General features: G+C 42.2%; 22 protein-coding genes. 10 read left to right on the forward strand and 12 right to left on the reverse strand.

The annotated features are described in order from the left end of the window. Positions 1-22: 22 nt before the first annotated feature. A complete protein-coding gene (locus FD724_RS22515; protein ID WP_179074160.1) occupies positions 23-376 on the forward strand; it encodes a hypothetical protein in 354 nt (117 codons plus the stop codon). Between the two features lie 128 nt (positions 377-504). After that, positions 505-783 carry a YggT family protein gene (locus FD724_RS22520; protein ID WP_012410570.1) on the forward strand — a complete coding sequence of 93 codons (279 nt, stop codon included), beginning with the start codon at positions 505-507 and terminating at the stop codon, positions 781-783. Between the two features lie 223 nt (positions 784-1,006). Here FD724_RS22520 and FD724_RS22525 read toward each other — a convergent pair whose 3' ends face one another. Next, positions 1,007-1,438 (reverse strand): hypothetical protein, encoded by a 432-nt coding sequence (locus FD724_RS22525; RefSeq protein ID WP_012410571.1) that lies wholly within the window; start codon positions 1,436-1,438, stop codon positions 1,007-1,009. Between the two features lie 217 nt (positions 1,439-1,655). Between FD724_RS22525 and FD724_RS22530 the strand changes: the two genes are divergently transcribed. Beyond that, the gene (locus FD724_RS22530; protein ID WP_179074161.1) at positions 1,656-2,267 is read left to right on the forward strand and encodes a hypothetical protein; all 612 of its coding nucleotides are present in this window, start codon (positions 1,656-1,658) and stop codon (positions 2,265-2,267) included. Positions 2,268-2,504: 237 nt separating this feature from the next. On the opposite strand, the gene FD724_RS22535 is transcribed toward FD724_RS22530, so the two are convergent. From FD724_RS22535 to FD724_RS22555, 5 genes are all read right to left on the reverse strand, one after another. Then, complete coding sequence (locus FD724_RS22535) at positions 2,505-3,707, reverse strand: alpha/beta hydrolase (protein ID WP_179074162.1); 1,203 nt, start codon at positions 3,705-3,707, stop codon at positions 2,505-2,507. Positions 3,708-3,831: 124 nt separating this feature from the next. Then, positions 3,832-4,047, reverse strand: coding sequence for a hypothetical protein (locus FD724_RS22540; protein ID WP_179074163.1), 216 nt, complete (start codon positions 4,045-4,047; stop codon positions 3,832-3,834). A 76-nt stretch (positions 4,048-4,123) separates the two neighbouring features. Beyond that, positions 4,124-7,822, reverse strand: a complete 3,699-nt coding sequence (locus FD724_RS22545; RefSeq protein ID WP_179074164.1) for an NACHT domain-containing protein — start codon at positions 7,820-7,822, stop codon at positions 4,124-4,126. 435 nt (positions 7,823-8,257) lie between these two features. Then, on the reverse strand, positions 8,258-9,145 hold the full coding sequence (locus tag FD724_RS22550) for a shikimate dehydrogenase (RefSeq protein WP_179074165.1): 888 nt from the start codon (positions 9,143-9,145) through the stop codon (positions 8,258-8,260). 90 nt (positions 9,146-9,235) lie between these two features. After that, positions 9,236-9,388 carry a lmo0937 family membrane protein gene (locus FD724_RS22555; RefSeq protein ID WP_012410576.1) on the reverse strand — a complete coding sequence of 51 codons (153 nt, stop codon included), beginning with the start codon at positions 9,386-9,388 and terminating at the stop codon, positions 9,236-9,238. Between the two features lie 430 nt (positions 9,389-9,818). Here FD724_RS22555 and FD724_RS22560 point away from each other — a divergent pair, with 430 nt between their 5' ends. Then, positions 9,819-10,757, forward strand: a complete 939-nt coding sequence (locus FD724_RS22560) for an alpha/beta fold hydrolase (protein ID WP_179074166.1) — start codon at positions 9,819-9,821, stop codon at positions 10,755-10,757. Positions 10,758-10,900: 143 nt separating this feature from the next. Here the strand turns inward: FD724_RS22560 and FD724_RS22565 are convergent, their stop codons facing one another. The 3 genes from FD724_RS22565 to FD724_RS22575 form a co-directional block, all read right to left on the reverse strand. Next, complete coding sequence (locus tag FD724_RS22565) at positions 10,901-11,551, reverse strand: sigma-70 family RNA polymerase sigma factor (RefSeq protein WP_179074167.1); 651 nt, start codon at positions 11,549-11,551, stop codon at positions 10,901-10,903. A 205-nt stretch (positions 11,552-11,756) separates the two neighbouring features. Further along, entirely contained in the window at positions 11,757-13,130 is a 1,374-nt protein-coding gene (locus FD724_RS22570) for a DUF2330 domain-containing protein (protein WP_179074168.1), read from the reverse strand. A 267-nt stretch (positions 13,131-13,397) separates the two neighbouring features. After that, the gene (locus tag FD724_RS22575; protein ID WP_179074169.1) at positions 13,398-14,225 is read right to left on the reverse strand and encodes an RnfABCDGE type electron transport complex subunit D; all 828 of its coding nucleotides are present in this window, start codon (positions 14,223-14,225) and stop codon (positions 13,398-13,400) included. Positions 14,226-14,498: 273 nt separating this feature from the next. Here FD724_RS22575 and FD724_RS22580 point away from each other — a divergent pair, with 273 nt between their 5' ends. The 3 genes from FD724_RS22580 (at position 14,499) to FD724_RS22590 (ending at position 16,915) form a co-directional block, all read left to right on the forward strand. Then, positions 14,499-15,179 carry a polysaccharide deacetylase family protein gene (locus FD724_RS22580; protein WP_179074170.1) on the forward strand — a complete coding sequence of 227 codons (681 nt, stop codon included), beginning with the start codon at positions 14,499-14,501 and terminating at the stop codon, positions 15,177-15,179. A gap of 64 nt (positions 15,180-15,243) precedes the next feature. Beyond that, on the forward strand, positions 15,244-16,185 hold the full coding sequence (locus tag FD724_RS22585; protein ID WP_179074171.1) for a HipA-like protein: 942 nt from the start codon (positions 15,244-15,246) through the stop codon (positions 16,183-16,185). Continuing rightward, entirely contained in the window at positions 16,151-16,915 is a 765-nt protein-coding gene (locus FD724_RS22590) for an HIRAN domain-containing protein (protein ID WP_179074172.1), read from the forward strand. The genes FD724_RS22585 and FD724_RS22590 overlap by 35 nt, the downstream gene beginning before the upstream one ends. Here FD724_RS22590 and FD724_RS22595 read toward each other — a convergent pair. Continuing rightward, positions 16,912-17,889: a carbohydrate kinase gene (locus FD724_RS22595; protein WP_179074173.1), complete on the reverse strand. Its 978-nt coding sequence runs from the start codon at positions 17,887-17,889 to the stop codon at positions 16,912-16,914. The two genes, FD724_RS22590 and FD724_RS22595, sit on opposite strands and share 4 nt — an antisense overlap. 363 nt (positions 17,890-18,252) lie before the next feature. Between FD724_RS22595 and FD724_RS22600 the strand changes: the two genes are divergently transcribed. Continuing rightward, on the forward strand, positions 18,253-18,516 hold the full coding sequence (locus FD724_RS22600; RefSeq protein WP_012410583.1) for a helix-turn-helix transcriptional regulator: 264 nt from the start codon (positions 18,253-18,255) through the stop codon (positions 18,514-18,516). Between the two features lie 282 nt (positions 18,517-18,798). Next, positions 18,799-18,972, forward strand: coding sequence for a hypothetical protein (locus FD724_RS40375; protein ID WP_218651471.1), 174 nt, complete (start codon positions 18,799-18,801; stop codon positions 18,970-18,972). Positions 18,973-19,054: 82 nt separating this feature from the next. Here FD724_RS40375 and FD724_RS22605 read toward each other — a convergent pair whose 3' ends face one another. Then, positions 19,055-19,660, reverse strand: coding sequence for a DUF3318 domain-containing protein (locus tag FD724_RS22605; protein WP_012410564.1), 606 nt, complete (start codon positions 19,658-19,660; stop codon positions 19,055-19,057). 268 nt (positions 19,661-19,928) lie between these two features. Between FD724_RS22605 and FD724_RS22610 the strand changes: the two genes are divergently transcribed. Then, positions 19,929-20,189: a hypothetical protein gene (locus tag FD724_RS22610; RefSeq protein WP_179074174.1), complete on the forward strand. Its 261-nt coding sequence runs from the start codon at positions 19,929-19,931 to the stop codon at positions 20,187-20,189. 81 nt (positions 20,190-20,270) lie between these two features. On the opposite strand, the gene FD724_RS22615 is transcribed toward FD724_RS22610, so the two are convergent. Beyond that, on the reverse strand, positions 20,271-21,944 hold the full coding sequence (locus tag FD724_RS22615) for an iron uptake porin (RefSeq protein ID WP_179074175.1): 1,674 nt from the start codon (positions 21,942-21,944) through the stop codon (positions 20,271-20,273). Positions 21,945-22,004: the final 60 nt, after the last annotated feature.

The following is a 22,004-nucleotide window of genomic DNA, read 5'->3' on the forward strand; positions in this document are numbered from 1 at the left end:
GTTTGTTGAAGGCGGTAAAGATATGAGTCAACGAGATGGTTTTAGCAGTGGTTTTTTAGCAGGGGCCTTTGTCGGTGGCGTATTTGGCGGTGTTATCGGCGCACTGATTGCTTCTCGACGCAATCCAGAATTGGTAGCAGACGACGAGGTAGAACTGACGGATAGCCAAGTCGAAGCGAAGAAAATAGCAGCAAAGCGCCGTCAGATGAAAGCCTCAGAGAGTGAGAGCATCGGCATAGAAACAGCTAGGCGATCGCTAGAAGATAAAATTGCCCAGCTAAATGCCACAATTGATGATGTGCGAAAGCAGCTAGGAAATGTAAATGGCGATTCACCCCAAGCCAGCAAGGATCGCACCCTCACTAAAGACTCCTGAAATTAGTTCAGGCGTGGTGAAAATGTCTTGTGTGGCCAGTGGTAAATCTGCAAACTCCATGACATAGACTAAATTAAAATTAGAAAGACAAGACCGCGTTTGACACTTAGTAGGAAACCAAGCCATCTATGAGTTTACTGATTACCACACTAGTTACCTTTGTCACCTTTTATAGCTATTTACTAATTATCCGGGTTTTGTTGACCTGGTTCCCGACAATCAACTGGTATAACCAGCCATTTGCCGCTTTAGCCCAGATCAGCGATCCTTATTTGAATCTATTCCGCTCAATTATTCCCCCATTGGGCGGCATGGATTTTTCTCCGATCTTAGCTTTCTTAGCACTCAACTTAGCTGGCGATCTTCTGAGAACCTTAGCTCGTTTGCCATTCGCGCAAGGATTTTGATTGCTACCCCAATAAAAACTTTTGTAGAGACGCAAATTTTAATTTGCGTCTCTACAATTTTTATTGCGTCTAAAATACTGATTGGAAAACCTCTTCTTGTGCGGAATAACGCACCGACTCCTAAATCTCAAATCTAAAATTGGTAAGCTAAAAATCTTTTAATTTGTATTCGCCAAAAATAAATTTCTTGTGGGGTGGGGATTAGTTATGCAAATTAAATGCCTTACCTACGCACTTGACCACTAAATCCAGCAGCCTTAAACTGCTTCAGCTTCAACGGAGTCGGTTGATTTGCTGGTACAGTAATTCTCAGTTGAAAATCGCTAATCCCTGGCGGTACTTCAGTAATAGAACCTAATCGAGTGCGGTTTTGCATCACTGAGTCATTGTTGGCATCATAGATGCGTCCAAAAATATCTGCGTCGTAGACTGTTTTATTAGTGCCATTTTCTGCTTTGCCAATGACAATAAAACAATTGGCAGCCGCGCTACCACTACTGATAACAGCCCCTTGTGCCAGTTCTGGTGGACAATCTTTATAAGAAACATCAAATAATTTAATCTGTGTCAAGGCTATAGCAGGGGGAGTAATCACCCACGATAGCAAGGCGATGAGACAGGAAATAAAAACGACCGTGAGTGACCGCAACCGCATACAAGACCCCGTTACTTAATCCAAAAATATGTAACTTATAACCTCAGCTTACCTGAATTTAACTACAACAGGATTGAAGACTTTAATTTAACCTTTTGTACCCACTGTTATCAGAGGTAGGATTCTTGTGATATCCGCATAGGAGTTATCAAAACTCCCCTACACACTCTAGAAAAAGTAATAATTAGGGAAATAAACCCTCAATTGCGATTAACTTATGACACCAGATGAGATTGAAGCATCTATGCTCGCAGCCTTTAATGATTGTGATGCAGCAAGCTGTCCTCTCACTGACACGCAGAAACAGATTTTACTGCAAGTGGTCGAGCAAATTCAGGGAAATTCTATCTCTAGGGCATCAGATATTGCTAATCCTTTAGACGAACTTACGCCAGAGGAGTTAGAAGCATTTTTACAGTTTGTTAAAGATGAAGAACAGCGCAACCGCACTTGGAAAGTGCAATTACTTAATGACTGGCTGCTAGAAAATGACTCTGGAACAGTACAATTTATCCGGGAACGCTATGGTTTGCAGTGGCTGAATCGTGTTGAGTCATTCCATTTTGATAAGTATTCTTATTTTGAGGATGCACTAAAGTTAAGAGTAGGCGATCGCATTGAAGTTTCCAATGCACTATGGGAATGGGTGCAAAAAGATGGGCCTTGTAAGCGCGAATGGTTTCCTTGTATGGTGATTAAGGTCGAAGAAATTAGCGATGGCGATGATTCCTCTACTAACTGCGTCGTCCGCTTCTTCAACGGCGCTGAGTATGAAATTCAAGGCATCTACGAATGGAATCGCTATAACTGGCGTTGGCCGCAAAAGTAGTAGGGTGCTGAGTAATGATTAAATTTAATTGAGCCTTTGAACTCCATTAATAAGGCTCAAAACTGGATTCATCCACCTCAAATACTCGTTCATCCACCTTTGAACTGGATTCATCCACCTCAAATACTCGTTCATCCACCTTTGAACTGGATTCATCCACCTCAGAACTCCGTTGATGAGTCTTTGATACTCGTGAATGAGTCTTTATACTCTGACTGCTGCTCTATGTTAATAAAATTATTGCTTAAACAACGCCCAAGCCAAAAACCTCTCGGTATGATACAACGCTAATTGATTGCTCACACCGTTGAAAACTGCATCAAAAGCGTGTTCTGCCCAAGGAATTTGTAGAAAAACCGCAGTATTACCAGAGTTATGTAAACTTTCGTACATCTGTCTCCCAAATCGCGCTTCTACCAAATGGTCGCGGCTGCCGTAAACTAATAAAGTTGGTGGTAAAGGATGCGTCAAGTAATTTATCGGTGAAGCAATTTTATATTGATTAGGCAATTCTTCTAATGAACCACCCATAAATGCTTTTAAAACAGCGCGGGTGTTGATAGGATCGGGAAATGGCGGTGTTTTGTATCCTCCAGGTAAGTTAACAGGGCCGTAATAGTTCACCACAGCCCGAATGGGTGGTGCATCTGGTTGATAAGCCGCTAACATTGCTAGATGCGCTCCCGCAGAACGTCCTATAAGTACCATACGTTCAGGATCGGCTTCATAAGTTGCTGCATTTTTGCGAATAAAATTTAAGGCTGTACGCACATCATCTAACTGAGTTGGAAACTGATATTTAGGTGCGTGTCGATAGTCGATCGCAAATACTGTATATCCCTGATGAGCTATATATTGATTAAACTCAGAATTGGCCTGAGGGTTTCCATATTGCCAAGCTCCACCATAAATTACTACCACTGCTGGATATTTCCCTACCTGTGGGGGTTGGTAAACTTCCATTTTTAAAGGCACTCCCGCAGGAGAGGCAAAAAGAATATCTTTTTGATAACGGATTTTACCTAATGCAATACCCCGAAAAGAATTAACTAAATCAAAGGGATGAGTTTGCATTTTAGCCCTTACTTGGACTGGAATCTGCTCTAGATAGTCTGTTCCCAAACCTTGCTTCATTGCTTTATCCATCTGCATTTGAGTTAGGGGAATATTCGCCAGCACCCATGCACAAATTAGCAATCCTATTGAACTAAAAATGGAAGTTAAACGCCGTATTTTATAGCGACGGATGCAGAGAAAAGAAAGCAATAAAGAGAATAAATTTAATAACAATAACCAAGGACTGACTTCTGGCGCTCCTACTGCTAGCGTGAGTAAAGACATATTTGGAGCCGGAAGAAGAATCCAAGAACTGAGAAACAGACTTGTAAAACTTAGTAAGAATACAAGCCATGAAAAAACTATTTTGGGGTTAAGAAACATATATCAAATAGCAGTAATAACGACTCAAAAAAAGTACACTTTATCTGCCAACGCTGCGGTTTGCAATAGTTAAATCATATCGAATCATAATTACTTTTACTTTGAGGATGTACTAAAGCTGAGATTAGGCGATCGCATTCAAGTTTTCAATGCCCTGTGGGAATGGGTACAAGTCGATGTCCTCTGTGCGCGGGAATGGTTTGCCTGAATGTTTCTTCAGATTACTGAAATTAGCGATCGCAACGGTTTCGCTACGATTGCCTTGTCTGCTTCTACAACGGCGTTGAGTATAAAATTTAAGCCATCTACGAATCAAATCGCTACAATTGGCGCTGGTCACAGAAGTAGTGAGGGGACGATCTGAAGGAATAATTACTAAAAATTATATCCTTTGCCCCTTGCAGTTTTTTTTTATGCTAAAAACGTCTATCGATTTCAATTTTAAGATTGGGTAATCGTTCTACTGGGCTAAGGTCGGTAACGTCTGTATCTCCCAAAACTAATTCTGTAAGATTAGGGAGGTTAGCAAGCGGACTAAGATCATATACAGGCGTATGCATAATCCTTGAACTTCCTGATGATGGGTATTTGATCTTACCTAAAGAAAGGCTGCGAAGATTGTGCAGCCGAGCAAGGGGATTTAGGTCAGTTAAACTTGTTTCGGCTATGCTTAAGTGAACAAGATGGGTGAAGCTAGCAAGGATACTAAAGTCACTGATTTGGTTCGATACCAGGACTAAGTTTGTGAGATGAGACAGAGAAGCAAGTGGACACAGATCGTTCACTTGTGTTCCTTCCAGTCTCAGTTCTAAAAGGTTTATAAGGTTCGCAAGTGGACTTAGGTCACTAAGAGAATTCCAGCCTCCAGTTGATGAACAATTTTCAAAATGTATCCCTCCTATACTGAGTGAAACGAGTTTGGTTAGATTAGATAATGGACTTAAGTCGCTTATATCTTCATTAAGACTTAAGTTAACAAGATTGGTCAGGTTAGAGATCAGGCTGAGATCCCTAAGTTTTGTTCCACTAATACCTAAAGTTGTAAGATTGGAAAGTTTAGCTAGCGAATTTAAATCTAAAGGAACGTCTTTACTGTGAATAATGACCAACTTAACTAGATTGGCAAGGTTTAGTAAAGAATTAAGTTCGCTAACACTTGTAATAAATAAAAATAGGCTAGAAAGATTGGACAAGATACTTAGCGTACTAAGGTCATTAATTTCTCCAATCAAGTCTAAATGAGTTAGTTTAGGCAGAGGAGCAAGTAATATCTTGTCTGTATTTTTTATATGTAACTTTAGGTGAGTAAGGTTAGGCAGAGCAGCAAGTGAGCTAAAGTCTGTGACTACCTCTACATCCAAAGATAAATAAGTAAGGTTAGGAAGAGTCGGAAGTAAACTGAGGTCTTTGGTTACTTGTTCACCTAAGAACAAATGGGTAAGGTTAGGAAGAGTTGGAAGTAAACTGAGGTCTTTGGTTACTTGTTCACCTAAGAACAAATGGGTAAGGTTAGGGAGAGCAGCAAGTGGACTAAAGTCAAATACCATATCAGTTGCATTATAAATATTTAACTTAGTGAGGTTAGTAAAGTTCCTGAGAGGACTGAGGTCTTGTATGGTTAGGTTGGCTATATCTATATCCGTGACATGGCTGAGGTACTCAAATCCATCCCATGACACCAAAATTCGGACAGAGACTTTGGTAGTGTAAGATAATACTTTACTAGCATAGGTTCTACGGTCAAAAGCATCCCACGCTTCACCCAATTCCCTATTTAAGTCATAACGAGTATCTTTTGCATAATCAGCCAAAATTTTCATAGCAGCAGAACTACCAATCTTAGCTAGCGCCTCCACACACCGAGCAGTTTCCCACCTAGAATACTTTGGGTTCCGAGCAAGCAAAGGTGCGATCGCATCTCCAGCTCTGGCAACCATTATCACCTCGTCATCATCTTTGGGAGGTAACAATGCCTCAGCTTGTTTAAGGACATCAGCGCGTATCTGAGGGTCAACTTCTACGGTTGTTTCCAAACATGCCACCGCCAGCAAATGCAAATAATGGCGTTTATCTGGCATTTCGTTACCCATCTGGAGCAGCCTTTCAAGCAGTTCTTTGCGCTCTCTTGGACGACCTAGACCCGCAGCAACAATAATTGCTTCCCGCCATTGGTCATTGTGGGCATGTTGCAGTAGTACATTAACACTATCTTCATTAAGTGCTGCCTGTGCGGCGAGATACTCTTGAAAAGTGCGGTGGGCAAAATCAATTTTCCCAACAGATGGTTCACGCAAAAGTGCTACTCTTTCCACAAATAGAGCGCGTATCTGTTTCCCCGTCACTTCTTTGGGAAGGGTCATCCCTGGCAGACGGCGAGTGAAGTGTGCATCAACTCGGTCTATTTCAACGTCAGAATAATTATTTTCCATCATCCAATAAGCAAAGGATTGGATTAAAGCCATTTTCTGACTGTCGGACAAACCACCTGGGTAAGATTCGTCAAGGTCAAGTTTAATTTTGCGTCCGCGATCGCGGCTATTCAACAGCATCTCAATACACTCTTCGTAAAGCTTGATACGTTCTGTAGGCAAATTTTCGCCGCGCTCTCGATATAGGGCACAAATCATCGCACACAACAATGGTGTGGTTGCTAGTCGCCGCAATTCAGGACGTTGATGCAATAGACGTTTTAGGTCGATTGCCCTATTCTGCAAATTAATCTGTTCATCTTCTGGACGACAAGCAGCTGCTAGAGCCTCATGCCACTGAGTAATAAACTGCTCGATATCAGTAAGACTCATAGACTGTAGTGACAGATTGAGAAATTCTTCTTGCTCTGTCCAAGTTTCCCAATCCTGCCACTTTTCCCCTTGACCATCCTTTAGCCCAGCAGGGCGTGATGTGACAACATAACGTGAATAGGGAAAGTCTGCCACCAAGTCAGCAAGGGCATCAAAAAAATCTTGACGCTGATTTCGTGGCAGTTCATCTACCCCATCAATCAATACCAATGCATATCCTGCCTCAAGGCATTGATGTGCCCATCCCTTGGGCATAGTTTCGGCAATGTTACGAGCAATGAGTTTTGGGAACTCTTCTGGTGTGGGGAAACCTTTATCTACCAAAGACCTTAGCCGAATAAAAAATGGTATCAGTCGATTCCAAGACTCTAAGGCGGGTGGAAAATCTTGTTTGGCAGCACGCACAGCTAGCCACTGGAGAAGTGTACTTTTACCAGCACCAGCCCCACCCCGAATCACTATCCGTCGGCAGTTAGCAAGTGTTTCGTCTACTGGAGATGTGCGTAAACTGGTTATTTTCTCGTGCTGTTGAGCGTGAACTGCTATTTCTTCCGTTAGCTTTCTACTGATAATTTCTGCCTGTTGATTTTGCTCCTCTCGCCCATGCGGTGTTGCTGACAAGGTAACGTAGGCTATGCTGAGGCTTTGTCGAGCAGTGAGCGTATCCATTCGCGGCAAACCAAACATCTCCATCCGATCTAGTTCGCGGATGATGACTTGTCGATATTTCCTCTCAAACTCATTTTTGTCTCGCTGAGACTGTTCTTGCGATGTCTGGAGATGCTCAATAATTTTTTCTAGTCGATGTAAACTTTCTGTAGTCGCAGCAAGTGTAAAACCTTCCAATTGTGGTGCTACTTCAATAATGGCTCTGCTTACTTCTTCTAACATCCGCTCATAGAGAGCAGCTTCATTGCGACCAAAGAGTTTGCAAGCCTCTGGATAAGCATTGCGAAGATTTACCGTTAAGGATTTTACATTCAAACTTAAATTTGTCAGCAACTCACTCGTTACCTCAACGCGACGCAATGTTTCCGCAATTTGAAGTTGAATCGCCGTGCGGCTTTCTTGGCTGATGCTTGCAGCTTCCAGATCGAAAATGGGCTGCATGTTTTCTATTATCTGCTTGGCAATCTTTTCAATACTTCTTTGTATCTTTTCTTGGTCACTAGGATTAGAAATAAAATTTTTAAGCTTGTCTACTATATTTTCTTCAATCGCGTTCTCTAATGAGCGATTTTTCAGGTAAGTAGAAATTATTATCTTTGCTATAGCAGGGCAGACAAGGGAAACAAGCGATCGCACAACAGCCATAAGTATAATTACAAAATATTACTTAATTTTCAATGTAATTTATACAAAGCTGAATTAAACTTTTTTCGCCATAACTTAAGAATAAATTAAGCAATACGATGTGTTATTTATTGCTGCAACGACATAGCACTAAAATGCAGACCCAAACTAAGGTATGGTTTTGGAAAGTAAATTAATACTTGATGGATAATATTTATCCAAGTGGTGATGCCTATAGACAAGCCGCTTCTCTACAAGACGCTGTGCGGAGGCATCGACGCATTTACTCTCTGCCCAAAAGTGTACATAAACCAGAAACAGAAGTATTATTAAACACTTCTGTTGATGAAAGCACGATCAATATTCTTACTTGAATCGTGCCCCAGCAGCCAAATAATTTGGCGTAACCTGAAAGCCAGAAATGCTAGAGAAGCGGTGTATGAGTTTTGGAATACCTTATTTCCCTAAACCAAGTTGATTTAGTAAAGCTTGGCGCATCACTTCTACAGGTACATTTTCCTGCTGCAACCAAATTTTTAATGCTGCTACCCCTTGCTGGACTAGCATTTCTAAGCCATCGATCGCAATTGCACCTTGTTTTTGAGCAAGCTCTAGAAATTGCGTCGGTTTAGGGATATATATTAAATCGTAAGCGATCGCACCTGTTGGTAAATTCGCTATTTCTTCTCCACTCAAAGGCGACTCATCAACCTTGGGATACATCCCTATGGGGGTTGTGTTTACCAGCAGATTAGCTTGGGGAATTAGCTTTGCAAGTTCCTCCCATTGGTGAACTTGCAAATTTTCACTTATAGGTGAATTGCTCCAACTATCGCGGAATTCTTGTAATCTCTGCACATTCCGCCCAACAACATGAATTTTGGCAAAACCTAGTTGGTGACAACCTGCTACAACTGCCCTGGCTGCGCCACCATTGCCTAAAATTACCGCTACCTTCTGACTCCAATCTTGCTTATAGGTTGTCTGCAAAGGGGCGATAAATCCTTCTATATCTGTGTTTGTCCCCACCCATTGGTTATTTTGGCGACTAACTGTATTCACAGCCCCTATCATTTGAGCAAGAGGGGTAATTTCTGAGAGCAGGGGCATGATTGCCTGTTTGTGGGGGATTGTAACACTAAAGCCGACAACACCAATAGCGGCAAAGCCTGCGATCGCTACTTCTAAATTCTCTGGTGCGATGGGAAAGGGAAGATAAACATAATCTAATCCTAAATTAGCAATCGCAGCATTATGCATTGCTGGCGACAGCGAATGTTCTACCGGATGTCCAATTACCCCTAGCAGTTTAGTTTTACCTGTAATCAATTTGTCATTTGCCATTTGTCAATAAATCAGTAGTGATTTTTCCCTGCTCAATTCTTATAACGCAAGGATTCCAGTCTTTATTATCACTACATATTTACCCAATTCTCACACATCACGGGCTTTGAAAAAATTGTAAATGGCAAGCGCAATAGCTATAAGTAATACTGCATGAATTAAATTTCCAGCAATATGAAGTACTAATCCTAATGCCCAAAAAGCGACCAGTACAACAACAATACCCCAAAGTATACCTAACATATATTTACTTTTAGTAAGGTGATTTTTATTTGTTCAGATATTTTATCGTCTAACTTGAGTTTTATCCTATTTACCTTAAGATAGATTGGTAAATTTAATTCATCTTTCTTAAGAAGTAATTTGAAAGCATTTATTATTTTTGAATAGCTAGATTTATATACTTCTGGCATACAGTAGCAGCGCTGCAAATAGAATCTAGTAGATAAAAAATGGTCGTGTTAAATATGTGGTAATAAAGGCTGAAATTCTTTCTTTGTAAGGATTTAGCAAGAAAAAAATCACTACTTACATACCAATTACAATCCCCATAAATAATTTTAGGGACTTGTATCTTTTTTTTCTTAGGTCAAGGCTCAAGGGTCAAAAGCCAAAAGCTAACCCTCTGCTCTACACTACAATTATTAAAAGCTACTTAACAATTCTTTGAATCATGCAGGCAACTACAGCCCCCTCTACAACCCCAATTCCTGGTAAATATTGGCAGTGGCGTGGGCACAACGTTTACTATGTGCGTGCGGGAGAGAAGCAAGCGCAACGTCCGCCGTTGCTTTTGGTACATGGATTTGGTGCTTCCACAGACCACTGGCGCAAGAATATCACCGGATTGTGTCAAGATTTTGAAGTATTTGCGATCGATCTTTTGGGATTTGGGCGATCGGCAAAACCAAAATTGCAGTACAGTGGCGACTTGTGGCGCGACCAACTCCATGATTTTATCAGTGAAGTAATTGGTCAAAAAGCAGTATTAGCAGGTAATTCCCTTGGTGGCTACGCTGGCTTGTGTGTTGCAGCACAGCGTCCTGACAGTGCTGCTGGTTTAGTTTTGCTCAATAGCGCCGGGCCTTTTAGCGAAAGGCAGTCTACATCTGAGCCTGAAGCTTTACAATCAGAAATTCAGCCTCCCAAACAATCGGCTAATTTGCAAAAACTTCTTGGTGACGGCACTAAGTGGATTTTTCAACAACCTTTAGCCCAGTTTTTGTTATTTCAGTACGTGCGACAACGTTGGGTAATTCGCCAAACTCTAGAAAAAGTTTATCTTGACAAGAGTGCCATTACAGACCAATTAATAGAAGAAATTTCTCGCCCTGCTTACGATCCTGGTGCGTTGGATGTGTTTGTTTCAGTCTTTAGCACTCCTCAAGGGGAAAAAGTTGATGTGCTACTAAAGCAATTAACTTGTCCTCTATTAATGTTGTGGGGAGAAGCTGACCCTTGGATGAATGCTAGAGAACGTTCTCAAAAATTTCGTCAATATTATCCTGAACTCAGGGAACACTTTTTAACAGCAGGTCATTGTCCCCATGATGAAGTACCGGATAGAGTAAATCAACTTTTAGGGGATTGGGTTTTATCTATCAACAATTAATACTAACCTCTCACTGTCTTGAACTTGATTAAAGTCTGTCCCTCTCCGACTTAGAGAAAGATAGATTTTGGTTAGTCAAACCAGGGAGAGGTCTTTTTATCTTTGGGAAAATTTGCAACGAACTGGCTCTCCTTCTTCCTTATTTAAAACAATCCCTCCGATTCAGCGAATTTACGCAAACGTGGTATACACTGGCGCTGATAAAAACTGCTTAACGTCGGAATTGACAAGCTAAACTCCTCAGATAATTCTTTCCAGCTAACTTCAGGAGGCAGGCGTTTAAGAATTAACACCTGACAATTCACATCTGGTCGTCCTTTAATACAAGTACGGCGCAGTTCTCCATCAGAATCGGTCTGAGTCCATGTTTCCAAGTCTTCCAAAATGGGAGGTGCTTGGGGGCTAGCTGGGAGGTTATCTACAGGATCAATTGTTTCGCTTGTCCCACCCGATGTAGACTGACGAACCCGAAGAGGCACTGTTGTGGCTTGTTCCCGGTTCTGGTTAATGTAAAAGTCTTGTAGTCTACGTTTTAGGTAAGCATTTAGCCAGGTAATGATACTGCCATAGTTGGGGTCATAGATTTGACCAGTCAAGCCATCACAAACATTGCGGCAGAAATACAACCAAGTTTGTTGTAGTGCATCTTGATAGTAGGGAGTACCTTCCCTCCAGAGTCTATTTGCTGTCAAGCGAATAATTTGCGTGAGCAGCTTCTGACGCTGAGGACTTCCAAGTGGGTGTCCACAGGCTTCGGTAACTAAGCGGCGTAGCTGTTCATCGAATTGAACCATGACAATCTTGAGGCAAAAAGCAAGAATATCTTAGTATTGCGTATAACCACGCCACAAAAAATTACCTTTCGTCAAGATGTTGGGAATTGGGAATTGGCAAGAGGACAAGGGGACAAGGAGAATTGGGGACAAGGGGAAAGACTGGTTTCAAGTTCTCACCTCTTGTCCCCTTGTCCCCTTGCTTCTTCCCCAAACCTCAGTCGCCTCAATATAATCCCAGCCAAGAAAATAAATTTTCCCACCAAGAATATGTCAGATTACCAACACTCAGTTTCATCTTGTTGCGAATGTCTTGGATCTTCCAATTTGTGAGTTTAGCCAGAGTTTGCGCCTCTTGTTCAAAACGCTTGGGCAAAGACCGCTTATACTCTCTACCCGCCTGACATTTGAGTTCTCCTTGGAACGGATGTTGTAAAACATAACGCCCTTGGAAAAATTCACTGTTAGCAGTTTGTTGGAATATCAAGTCTTCAGGGAATTTGTCGCGGGTGTAGCGGACATGCAATCGGGAGATGAAGACATCACTTCTAGGAAAGGGAGGACGAAACCTTGGCGATACTGGCACATCACTTGGAGAATTATTATCTAGCCAAAATACGCCTGCTTGCTTAAGCTCATCTGGGGTTAGAGGCTCGGCAGAACAGGGATCGCAACTACCCATATTCCAAGCGTATTCTAAAAAACCAACTTTCTTGTTTTCTTTGGTGTAGGCAGTTTGAAACATTGATTTGTAGAAGTCACCAAATTCATCTTTGACAAACAAGGGAACGTTTGTATCTGAGGGGATTTTCACCGTCCGGTAGTTAGTGATTTCTGCCTGTCCTTGGGGCGAGAGGATGTAGACAATCAAATCCTGCTCTGTCGTGGCATTGATCATGCCTAAACGAATTGGCAGCATGAACTTGGGTGACTGGTAGGAAATTTGTAGCGGACGAAGGAACTGGTAGCCAGATTTCTCGAATTTATTTAAGTTGACTTTGGCAACAAAGAATTTCATTGAGGAGCGGATATAGGGTTTTAGTAACTGTTTCGCACCTCTAGGAATTTTGTAGCCACTGCGTTGGAGCCAAGTTTCTAGTCCGCCAGATTCTTTAGCACTAAGGATCACGATGTCGTATTCGCCGACATTGAAACGTGCTTCGACTGTTACACCCAAACTAGCATCGTCCCTTGCATTCCCCGCCTCCATTCTTGCTGCTGGCGCTGGTGCTGCTGATAACTTCTGGGGATAAACTGGGGCACAAGGATCTGGATCGAAATATTCAACCAATCGCGGCGCACTAAAAGCATCTAAGCGTTCGATAATCTTGGGTTCCGTAACGCTAACTTGCTCTTTTTGCAGCACTGTTGGCACCGGTACTACCATTGCAAAATCTTTAACTTCACCTTGAAAATCGTTTGCCATTGTTAGGACGGTGCGATCGCCATCTCGCGCTATCACCACCTGAGAAGCTTTGTTATACAGTTTTGTATCAGCTTTAGCTACATAAAATCCACAAAATGCCCAAGCTGCTGGTGCAAAGCAGAAAACAGCTACGATTGCCAACAATAATGGCGTTAAAATTCGAAAAAACTTCATTATTTTATACCTCTATCTTTTTTAGTGCTGAGTTAGGAGTTAGCAGTAGCCCTTTTAAGGTGACTGGTAAAATCTCTTTTTTCTCTCTGCGCTACGCCAGTTGCTACAAGTCGGGGAACCCGCCCAACGCACTGGCTTCTCTGTGCCTCTGCGGTTTAAAAATAATTTTTCTAACCACAGAGGCGCAGAGAACACAGAGTAAAGAGCTTAACGAGGAATTTGTTGTTAAACAGTTGTTATCGACGTTGAAGGGGCTAGAGTTAGGAGTTAGGAGTTAGGAGTTAGGAGTTCTACCCCTGCTTCCTGATCTTTCTCTTGCCAAGCAAACCTTGGGGCTAACCAGAGAAAATCTAACAGGATTGTCAATGGTGCAAGGGCAAAAAGCGCCCAGAAAACTGCTGTGGAAATAAAGAAATAATTCCGCAGGATAAAAGTTAATCCGGCGATGCAGATTGCCCAAACTACCCGCCCAATTCGGGAATTAGGAATTGATCGCGGATCTGTAATCATAAATAGGGCAAACAGCAGCAAAGACCCACTCATCAATCGATGCCAGTAAACATCCCAAGTCCAACCCAGCCAGAGATTGCGAATCGCCTCTAGCAAGGCGTAGGAACCTAAAAAAGCTGCTGTGGTGTCCCAACGACCAACGCGCTGCAAAATCATGCCGCCAGTGCCGGCAAATAATAGCCCATACCACCACTCTTCACCCCATTGTCCCGGCGAAACCCAAGCATCGGGGGTCAAAATCAAGGCAGATATGATGCCAAAGTTGGTGGGATTAAAGAAATGCTTATCGCCGACTTGGAAGATAAATTTGCTCGCGATCGCAATTGCTGCGGCGATTGCCATTGTTGTCCAGCAATCCGCCCGCAATAGCAGTCCCAGTCCTAGAGAGGTAATTAAAGCGCTGCGAAGATTTGCCATTTGTTCTTTGCCAGTAACTAATGACAATATCCATTGGGTTGCTAGACTTGTGGCGATCGCTACCCCAATTAACTCTGGCCGCAGCGTCCAATCTCTTGTACCGATTCCCAATACTAGGAACAAGCCGAGAAATAGAATTTGATAATCTCGTATATCTTTGAGCAACATTAATCCTTTGATTCCGGGATTACGCGTAGATTTCTCATCAATCTAGACGAGTGCTAGCTCAAATAGTAATGCTGTTACAGATTTTGTTACAAAGCGACTAGCAAGTTCATGCCCATCGCTTGATATTGCTTAGGGTTTCGAGTTCTAAGCACGAAGTTTTGTGTTCTGATAATTTGGCTAGAATATTGAGACATTGTATGTATGCGGTGCGATCGCCTATCGCAGTTTCGCAAGCAACACCTACAAAAAGTTGTCAGCAGCAGAGAAACGCAAATGCAGCTAGCTCCTCTATTCCCAGTTTTATATCGCATTCTCCAACCGAGTTTTCCCAATTGCCTTTGGGGTGGAAATCCCCATACTAAAGCGATCGCACTCACATTCGATGATGGGCCCCATCCGCAATACACACCAGAAGTTTTGGCAGTATTGGATCGCTACAACATTACAGCTAGTTTTTTTTGGTTGGGTGTTTGCGTCAACCGTTCACCAGCGATCGCCAAAGCTGTTAGCGATCGCGGCCACTGGATCGGATTGCATGGCTACGATCATCGTTCTTTTCCCATGCTTTCCCTCAATGAATTGAAGGGCAATTTAGAAAAAACCCAAGTTGCCATCTACAATGCCTGCAATCTACAACCTGAACAAGTACGGGATGTCCGTCCCCCCAATGGTTTATTTACACCTGCTACTTTAAAATTGTTTTCGCAGTGGAATTACCGTTCAGTTATGTGGAGTGTTGTACCAGAAGATTGGGTACGACCAGGTATCACCACTGTGGTAGAGCGAATTATGCAGCAGGTCAAAAATGGTTCTTTGATTGTCTTGCATGATGGTGCTTGCGGTGGGCAAGATGTTGCTGCCACAATCCAAATTCTCATTCCGCAACTGCTACAACAAGGTTATGAGTTTGTAACTGTTGATACTCTATGGCAGCAAGCTAAGACCAAATATTGACTGTTACAAATTTAAGAATAAGTGAAGTTAATAATTTTCTCTAAATCACGCTTTCTCATAAATTATGCCAAAGCAGTTTCGTCTTATTGAGGTTCCCCTAGATGCCCCAGACGCTGATGAGGATTTGGGAACAAAAGAAAAGTTCTGGTTTCGCGATCACGATTTAGGTCGTTGTCTATTCAAGAAAGCGAGACCAAACACAGGAGAAGATTGGGCAGAGAAGATTGCAGCTGAGTTGTGTGAGTTACTTAGGCTACCTCATGCTGATTATGAACTAGCGGCATACAATGGCGAAAATGGTATCATTTCACCCTCATTTTTACCATATCAAAAAGGTGGAATCCTCACCCTTGGTAATGAAATTCTCGCTCGGATAGTATCTAATTATCCACAAGATTCTAAAGACTTGTCCCAACACACAATAGATAATGTATTCAATGCTATAGGAGATGCCTCAGTCAATTTGCCTATCGGCTGGACACCACCAGATAGAATTAATTATGCAACAGAAACTTTTGTTGGGTATTTACTTTTGGATGCTTGGATCGGGAATAGCGATCGACACCATGAAAATTGGGCATTCATCAGTTTGGAAGAGAATATCTATTTAGCACCAACCTATGACCACGCCTCATGTCTTGGTAGGAACGAGTCTGATTCTAGAAGGAAAAGTAGACTAACCACGAAAGATGCTGGCTTTTCTGTACAAGCATATGTGGAAAAATGTAATTCTGCCTTGTATGCTAGAGTTGGTGATCAAAAAACCCTCAAAACTTTTAATGCATTTCGTGAAGCGCAACAGCGCTATCCAGGTGCAGCGAGGGTATGGTTAAATAATCTAGCAAGGGTGTCAAGCAATGATACGTTAGAGCTTTTTGAGCGTATTCCATCTAATCGCATATCGCAAACAGCAATTGAATTTGCACAAAAGATATTGGAATTAAATCAAAGCAAGCTGCTAGACACCTACGATGAAAACACTTTTTTTAGCTTGGCAAGATCCTAAAAGTCGGGTTTGGCTTCCCATTGGTCGCTTAACATTTGATGGTAAAAAATATCAATTTGTGTATACGTATGGTGCTGTAAAAGCTCAAGTTCAGCACAGGTTTCAGCTATTGTATTCGTTTCCAGACTTGAACAATGTATACACATCAGTTGAACTTTTCCCCTTGTTCTCTAATCGATTAATGCGAGCCTCTCGCCCAGACTACAAAAATTATATTGAATGGCTAAATATTCCGGAAGGTGAAGATGATCCAGTTACCATCCTTTCTCGGAGTGGTGGACGCAAGGTAACGGATAATTTTGAAGTTTTCCCCTGTCCACAACCAGATGATGCTGGTTTATACCATATCCATTTTTTTGCACATGGACTCCGACACCTTCCTACTTGTGCAACTGAACGGATTAGTCAATTACAAACTGGTGAACTGTTACATTTAGCTAACGAATTTCAAAATCCCTATGACCCACGTGCATTACTTTTATGCACTGAAGATCATTACATCGTAGGTTATTGTCCCCGGTATATTGTAGATGATGTTTTTAAACTCAAAAACAAAAATTCAGAACTTCTAAAAGTAGAAGTCGAGCGGGTTAATCCAGTACCCACACCACTCCAACTACGTTTATTGTGCAATATAACCGCAGAATGGCATGAAGATTTTCGTCCATTTTCTAGTTCGGAGTATCAGCCTTTAGTGGCTGATATTCCTGCTAATTGTGCTAATTCCTAAAGTTGATGTGAGGCTAGAAAAGCTTCAACTTCAGCAGTTGTTGGTTGGGAAGCGATCGCACCTGGTTTAATGGTAGTCAGTGCCCCAACAGCACTGGCATAAGTGACAATGCGTTTTGCAGTTTCAGCATCCCGCAAGCTGTGGATGCCGTAATGACTCAACTGGTGGATGAATCCTGCCAGAAAGCTATCTCCTGCACCAGTGGTATCAACTACGGGGATGGAAAAGGAAGGTAATTTGCCTTCGTTCTCACCCAGACAGTAGGTGCAACCGTTTTCGCCATCTGTTACTAATACTCCTTCAATTGAAGCCAAGCGGTAAGTAATGGCTCCAGGATCTGCGGTTTCAAATAGCCATTCAGCTTCTTCTTTGGAGAGTTTGAGGAAATCTACTCGCTTAAATAATTCTGGAATTTTTTGATGAGCGATTTTTGGCTCGTCCCAAAATACAGGCCGCCAATTGATGTCTAGAACAATCTTCAGATCGTAATGTTCTGCTAACTCTAGGGCGCGGTAAATTGCCTGTTCACTTTCAGGATAGGCTAATTCCAAAGTACCCAAAACCAGAAAATCTGCCTCTTGAAACAGCGCATCTGGCAATTGTTTGGCTTGCAGGCGAGTATCGGCAAATTCTGCGGTGTCATACTGACCAAATCCGGCGAAGGTGCGATCGCCAGCCAGATCCCGTGTAACATAAACTTGCCGCGTTGGTGCTGTGGGGTGACGTTGTACTCCCGTCGTATCTACACCTACATCTTGTAATAGCTTGACTAGTGCATTTCCTGGTTCATCTTCACCAACGGCTCCGATAAATCCTGCTGTCGTCCCCAGCTTGACTAAAGCACAGGCTACGTTAGCTGGTGCCCCTCCTGGATAGGGAGTCCAGGATTTAACTTCTTCCAGCTTTAACCCTAATTGATCGGCTAAACAATCAAACAAAATTTCACCGAGGCACAAAACACGGGAATTGCTCATTTCATTTTAGATTTGAGATTTCGATTTTGGATTAAGAATTTACAGTATAAAATCTACAACAATTGTTGCTAATTTGTCGCCAGTTCTTCATAGAATTAAATAGCATTTTTTACTACTCCATAACATCTATATGCTTCTAATTACCACCGAAATTATCTAAATATTTATACTAAAATACAGACAAAAATAAGTGTTGTATAATACTTGTATATTGTCATGATTTATATTCTTGCCAACTTAAAATCCAAAGAAAATATTGACAATAGTGTTACTGCTAATACTTGAAACCCCTACCAACAAAAGAATCTTCTAGAATTAGAAAGAGTGATTAAGTAGATATACCAAAGGAGGATAGAAATAGTCATGGCTGGTGGCAAGTCTGAGACCCCCGTTAGTCTGTCAGACAGAGAACTGCAAATTATCGACCTAGTGGCCGCTGGCTTAACTAACCAAGAGATTGCAGGTAAACTGGAGATTAGCAAGCGTACAGTTGATAACCATATCAGCAATATTCTGACCAAGACCGAGACTGAAAATCGAGTAGCTCTTGTCCGCTGGGCCTTACAGTGGGGCAAAGTCTGCTTAAATGATGTCAATTGCTGTCTTCTCCCTAACCAGATCGAATAAACAATTTACTAGTAGCAACGTAATTGCTATGGTCTGGTAGAATTGCAAGCCAATTTTGAGGTTGACTGATTGTTTCCCTCCTCACGCCTAAGTTTTCAGTGTTAAACGCTCTACCAAAAGTTCCGAGTCCTTCACTCAGCCGGAGTTTATGTTAGTGGAGCCAGCTGACCCTCGGACTCGGAAACTAAAACTCACCTATGTTGAAACCTAGAGTTTTTTAAAAGATATATTTAACTAGTCTCCCTCTTTAGCGATCGCTCACTCAATTGGGATCTCATTCTTATGCTCTTTTTTGCCCACATGCGAAATCCAGCAACTAGGGAAGATTTGGCGGCGAAGCGGAGTGCCTGGTGCAGGCTGCTAAAATCCTTACTACCAGCCACCGCCGAATCTAGCGCAGTGTTCCTCAGTTGCGCCAAGGTTCACCGTCCCAGTTTTTTGTTAACGATCGCTTGACTTTTAAGACAGTCGCGACAAAACTACGGTTCTCAAGGTAGACGAGCTTTATTGCTACAAATAGGCAACAGAGACATTTATTCTACTTATCATAACTTTCTGGCATACCCACTGGTGATAAGCCTGCGATCGCTCTGAGATTTTGGCAACGAATCAACTCAGTAAAATTTAAACCAGAACGCCCTTCAATTTTTGCTACTGCTTCAATTGCTAATAATAGGTGCTGCGCTGCTTCAGCTTCTGAATAACCGCGCCGTTGTGCGATGCGAATTGCTGCTGCATCGGCATTTAACTCTGACTCTTGAGATTTATTAGTGCGCCAGATCCGAAAAGCAGCGATCGCACTTAATCCCCCAGCTATGGCTACACCCACCACATCTGACTGTGATGCTTCTAATAAGCCACCTAACATCCCCACTAGCACGACACCTTGATAAATGTCGGGTTTAAACCACTTTACCCCCGTCAACCAGCTAACCATCTGCAACAGCAGCAAATCTCGTTGCGGCTTTGCTAGGCAACGCCATAAATCGAAATTAATATATATTGGTCGCGTCTGATTCCAGGGTTGAGGAAAGGACGCATCAATCACTTTTGCCTGTTCCGGCTTACTAACGATTTTTGTCGTCATCCGGCCAGAAGCAGGCATTACATCTAATAAACGGCGAATTTCAACATTTGGCTCCATAAATTTAATTATTAGCCATAATGTGCATAGTAATTATTTTAGTTACCATTTGTGTTAACCTTTGATTTGTGAGATGCGATCGCAATCTTTCTAAATAGTTATTCTATTAGTGAAAATCTCTGTAAATGGCGATTTGTAAATAGTTTAGACAAAGCCATAAGAATATTGATAAAGCAGTTTGATAGTGTGGCGGGATTTTATAGTATCCGTTTGCCCCCAAGTTCAAAACCTGAAAGTTTTGGATAACCATTGATATTACTGTAACGATATGGACGCTTTTGCTACCCTCCCACCTGAATGGACGAATCAGGCAATGCACGCTTATGAATTTTGCTGTCCTAATTGCCACTCAACTAGCCGAGAAGCTGAAAAAGTTTGGCTAAATCGGCGATCGCCTGTACTTACAGAAGACCGTCGTCGCAAATGGCAAGAGTTCTATTATTGCCACTGTGCTACTGTGTGGTGGGCTTGGAGTAGCGATCGCCCCCCTAAAGATATATCCAATCAGCCAGATTATAATCCTACATAGCTAATTTTTTCCTGAACAAAAGCCCACCTCAAGGCGGGCTTTTGTTTATCTAATTCTGAGCTTTATTTGCCATCACCAATTTTAGAAGGTGAAGGTAGTACGCAGAGTACCTACATAGATGGTATCGTTAGCGTCGTTGTGTTCGGGATTGAAGATTACCAACAAGCCAGGCGTGACCTGAATATTATCAGAAACCTTGAACTTGTAAAGACCTTCTAAGTGATAAGAGGTATCGGTGTCTAAGTTATTAACTGTTCTGATGCTGCCACCAGTAACTTTGGGTGGTTGACCAAAGATAACACCTAAAACGTTGCCTTCTCCACCGAAGTCTTTTAAAGCAAGCGATCCAGCCCAGTACCAGAGGTCTGCATCTCTACCAACGTTAACACCACTCCTAGCATCAGCAGTTGTATAACCTCCCCAACCACTAATAGCTAAGTTAGAGCCAAGTTGAAATGTCGCTTCTACACCGTAGTTGTTAGATTCAGTACGAGCCCCAGTTCCAAATGGGTTATTGGCAAAGGTGCTACCTGTACCTTGGAAGAGGCTGTTGGCAGCATTACCAGCGAAGTAACTACGAGCGTAGGTCAAACCAATATTGAAGGCTTTGGTGGGTTTGAAAGTTAATTGACCGAAGATAGTGTTATCGCCATCAAACAGACCGTTACTAAGTCCGGGATTATTAGCACCAAAGACACCATTACCAGTTGAAGGTGCTAAATAAGCACCAGTCAAGCTAATAGCTTGGTTAGGATTGAAAGTAACAGTCAAGCCAGCACCATTTTGACCTTGACGGTAGATGGGGCTGAAACGTCCATATCGAGAAAGCGCACCTCTACCAGAGCTTGCAAAGTCAGGGTTAAAGGTGTTTACGTTTTCATACAATTCACCGCCACTCGCATCAATCTTGACACGCACTGCGTCAGTGAAGTTGAAAGCATAGTTGATTTTATCGATCACAACAGAGTTATTGTTATCACCGTCATAACCCAAGCGGGTCATGTTAGTACCAGTACCGCTTGCAACACCACCAACAACACTACCAACGTTGGAAACGATATTGCCAGCATTTAAACGGATTTGCAACTGGTCTTTACCAGTGAAACTGCTGTACAAGTTCAAGCGCACGCGATCAGAGAAAACAGTGTTGCTATTTAAGTCTGGATTATTGTTAGGGTTGGCATCTGTATCAGCCCTATTTCCACCAAAAACATCAGACACGTTGAAAATTGCTTCCCCAACCAACTTGGTGGTAGTGGAGAACTGATTAGCTTCAAGTTCAGAAGTGCGGGCTTCTAGTCCATCCACACGACCGCGCAGAGTTGCTAATTCAGCAGAATATTCTTCTTGTAAGCGCTGTAAAGTAGCTAAATCTTGTTTGCTGACCAAATCAGCAGTAGCTGTAGCAATCAGTTCGTTAACCCGATCTAAACAAGCATTTAAACCTGCGGCAAATTCATAACGGGTCAAAGCACGATTCCCACGATAGGTACTGTTGGGATAACCTGCAATACAGCCGTAGCGCTCAACTAGAGATTGTAAAGCTTGGAATGCCCAATCTGTGGGTTGCACATCTGAAAATTGCGAAACTGATGTTACCTGACTCATATCATTAGAGTCTTGAGCTTCAGATAACTGGGCAGCATTTGTTACTTGTTCGTTGACTTCAGCAGCTAGAGCGCTATTAGCAACAAAAAATGTCGCAGCTACAATAACTGGACTAACCTTAAAAAGATTCCAGAATCGTTTTGTCATGTTTATACTCTCACTCACACCTAAATAACCCGACCACTGTAAAACGCTTATAGCACTTTA

It is taken from the genome of Nostoc sp. C057 (assembly GCF_013393925.1).
GTDB lineage: Bacteria > Cyanobacteriota > Cyanobacteriia > Cyanobacteriales > Nostocaceae > Nostoc > Nostoc muscorum_A.

Bases quoted from the DNA above. Each gene is read 5' to 3' on its own strand.
- FD724_RS22565 (WP_179074167.1), bottom strand. From the start codon at position 11,551: ATGGTTCAATTCGATGAACAGCTACGCCGCTTAGTTACCGAAGCCTGT.
- FD724_RS22560 (WP_179074166.1), top strand. From the start codon at position 9,819: ATGCAGGCAACTACAGCCCCCTCTACAACCCCAATTCCTGGTAAATAT.
- FD724_RS22555 (WP_012410576.1), bottom strand. From the start codon at position 9,388: ATGTTAGGTATACTTTGGGGTATTGTTGTTGTACTGGTCGCTTTTTGG.
- FD724_RS22600 (WP_012410583.1), top strand. From the start codon at position 18,253: ATGGCTGGTGGCAAGTCTGAGACCCCCGTTAGTCTGTCAGACAGAGAA.
- FD724_RS22535 (WP_179074162.1), bottom strand. From the start codon at position 3,707: ATGTTTCTTAACCCCAAAATAGTTTTTTCATGGCTTGTATTCTTACTA.
- FD724_RS22550 (WP_179074165.1), bottom strand. From the start codon at position 9,145: ATGGCAAATGACAAATTGATTACAGGTAAAACTAAACTGCTAGGGGTA.
- FD724_RS22585 (WP_179074171.1), top strand. From the start codon at position 15,244: ATGCCAAAGCAGTTTCGTCTTATTGAGGTTCCCCTAGATGCCCCAGAC.
- FD724_RS22515 (WP_179074160.1), top strand. From the start codon at position 23: ATGAGTCAACGAGATGGTTTTAGCAGTGGTTTTTTAGCAGGGGCCTTT.
- FD724_RS22570 (WP_179074168.1), bottom strand. From the start codon at position 13,130: ATGAAGTTTTTTCGAATTTTAACGCCATTATTGTTGGCAATCGTAGCT.
- FD724_RS22520 (WP_012410570.1), top strand. From the start codon at position 505: ATGAGTTTACTGATTACCACACTAGTTACCTTTGTCACCTTTTATAGC.
- FD724_RS22525 (WP_012410571.1), bottom strand. From the start codon at position 1,438: ATGCGGTTGCGGTCACTCACGGTCGTTTTTATTTCCTGTCTCATCGCC.
- FD724_RS22530 (WP_179074161.1), top strand. From the start codon at position 1,656: ATGACACCAGATGAGATTGAAGCATCTATGCTCGCAGCCTTTAATGAT.
- FD724_RS22615 (WP_179074175.1), bottom strand. From the start codon at position 21,944: ATGACAAAACGATTCTGGAATCTTTTTAAGGTTAGTCCAGTTATTGTA.
- FD724_RS22605 (WP_012410564.1), bottom strand. From the start codon at position 19,660: ATGGAGCCAAATGTTGAAATTCGCCGTTTATTAGATGTAATGCCTGCT.
- FD724_RS22575 (WP_179074169.1), bottom strand. From the start codon at position 14,225: ATGTTGCTCAAAGATATACGAGATTATCAAATTCTATTTCTCGGCTTG.
- FD724_RS22595 (WP_179074173.1), bottom strand. From the start codon at position 17,889: ATGAGCAATTCCCGTGTTTTGTGCCTCGGTGAAATTTTGTTTGATTGT.
- FD724_RS22610 (WP_179074174.1), top strand. From the start codon at position 19,929: ATGGACGCTTTTGCTACCCTCCCACCTGAATGGACGAATCAGGCAATG.
- FD724_RS22580 (WP_179074170.1), top strand. From the start codon at position 14,499: ATGCAGCTAGCTCCTCTATTCCCAGTTTTATATCGCATTCTCCAACCG.
- FD724_RS22590 (WP_179074172.1), top strand. From the start codon at position 16,151: ATGAAAACACTTTTTTTAGCTTGGCAAGATCCTAAAAGTCGGGTTTGG.
- FD724_RS40375 (WP_218651471.1), top strand. From the start codon at position 18,799: ATGCTCTTTTTTGCCCACATGCGAAATCCAGCAACTAGGGAAGATTTG.
- FD724_RS22545 (WP_179074164.1), bottom strand. From the start codon at position 7,822: ATGGCTGTTGTGCGATCGCTTGTTTCCCTTGTCTGCCCTGCTATAGCA.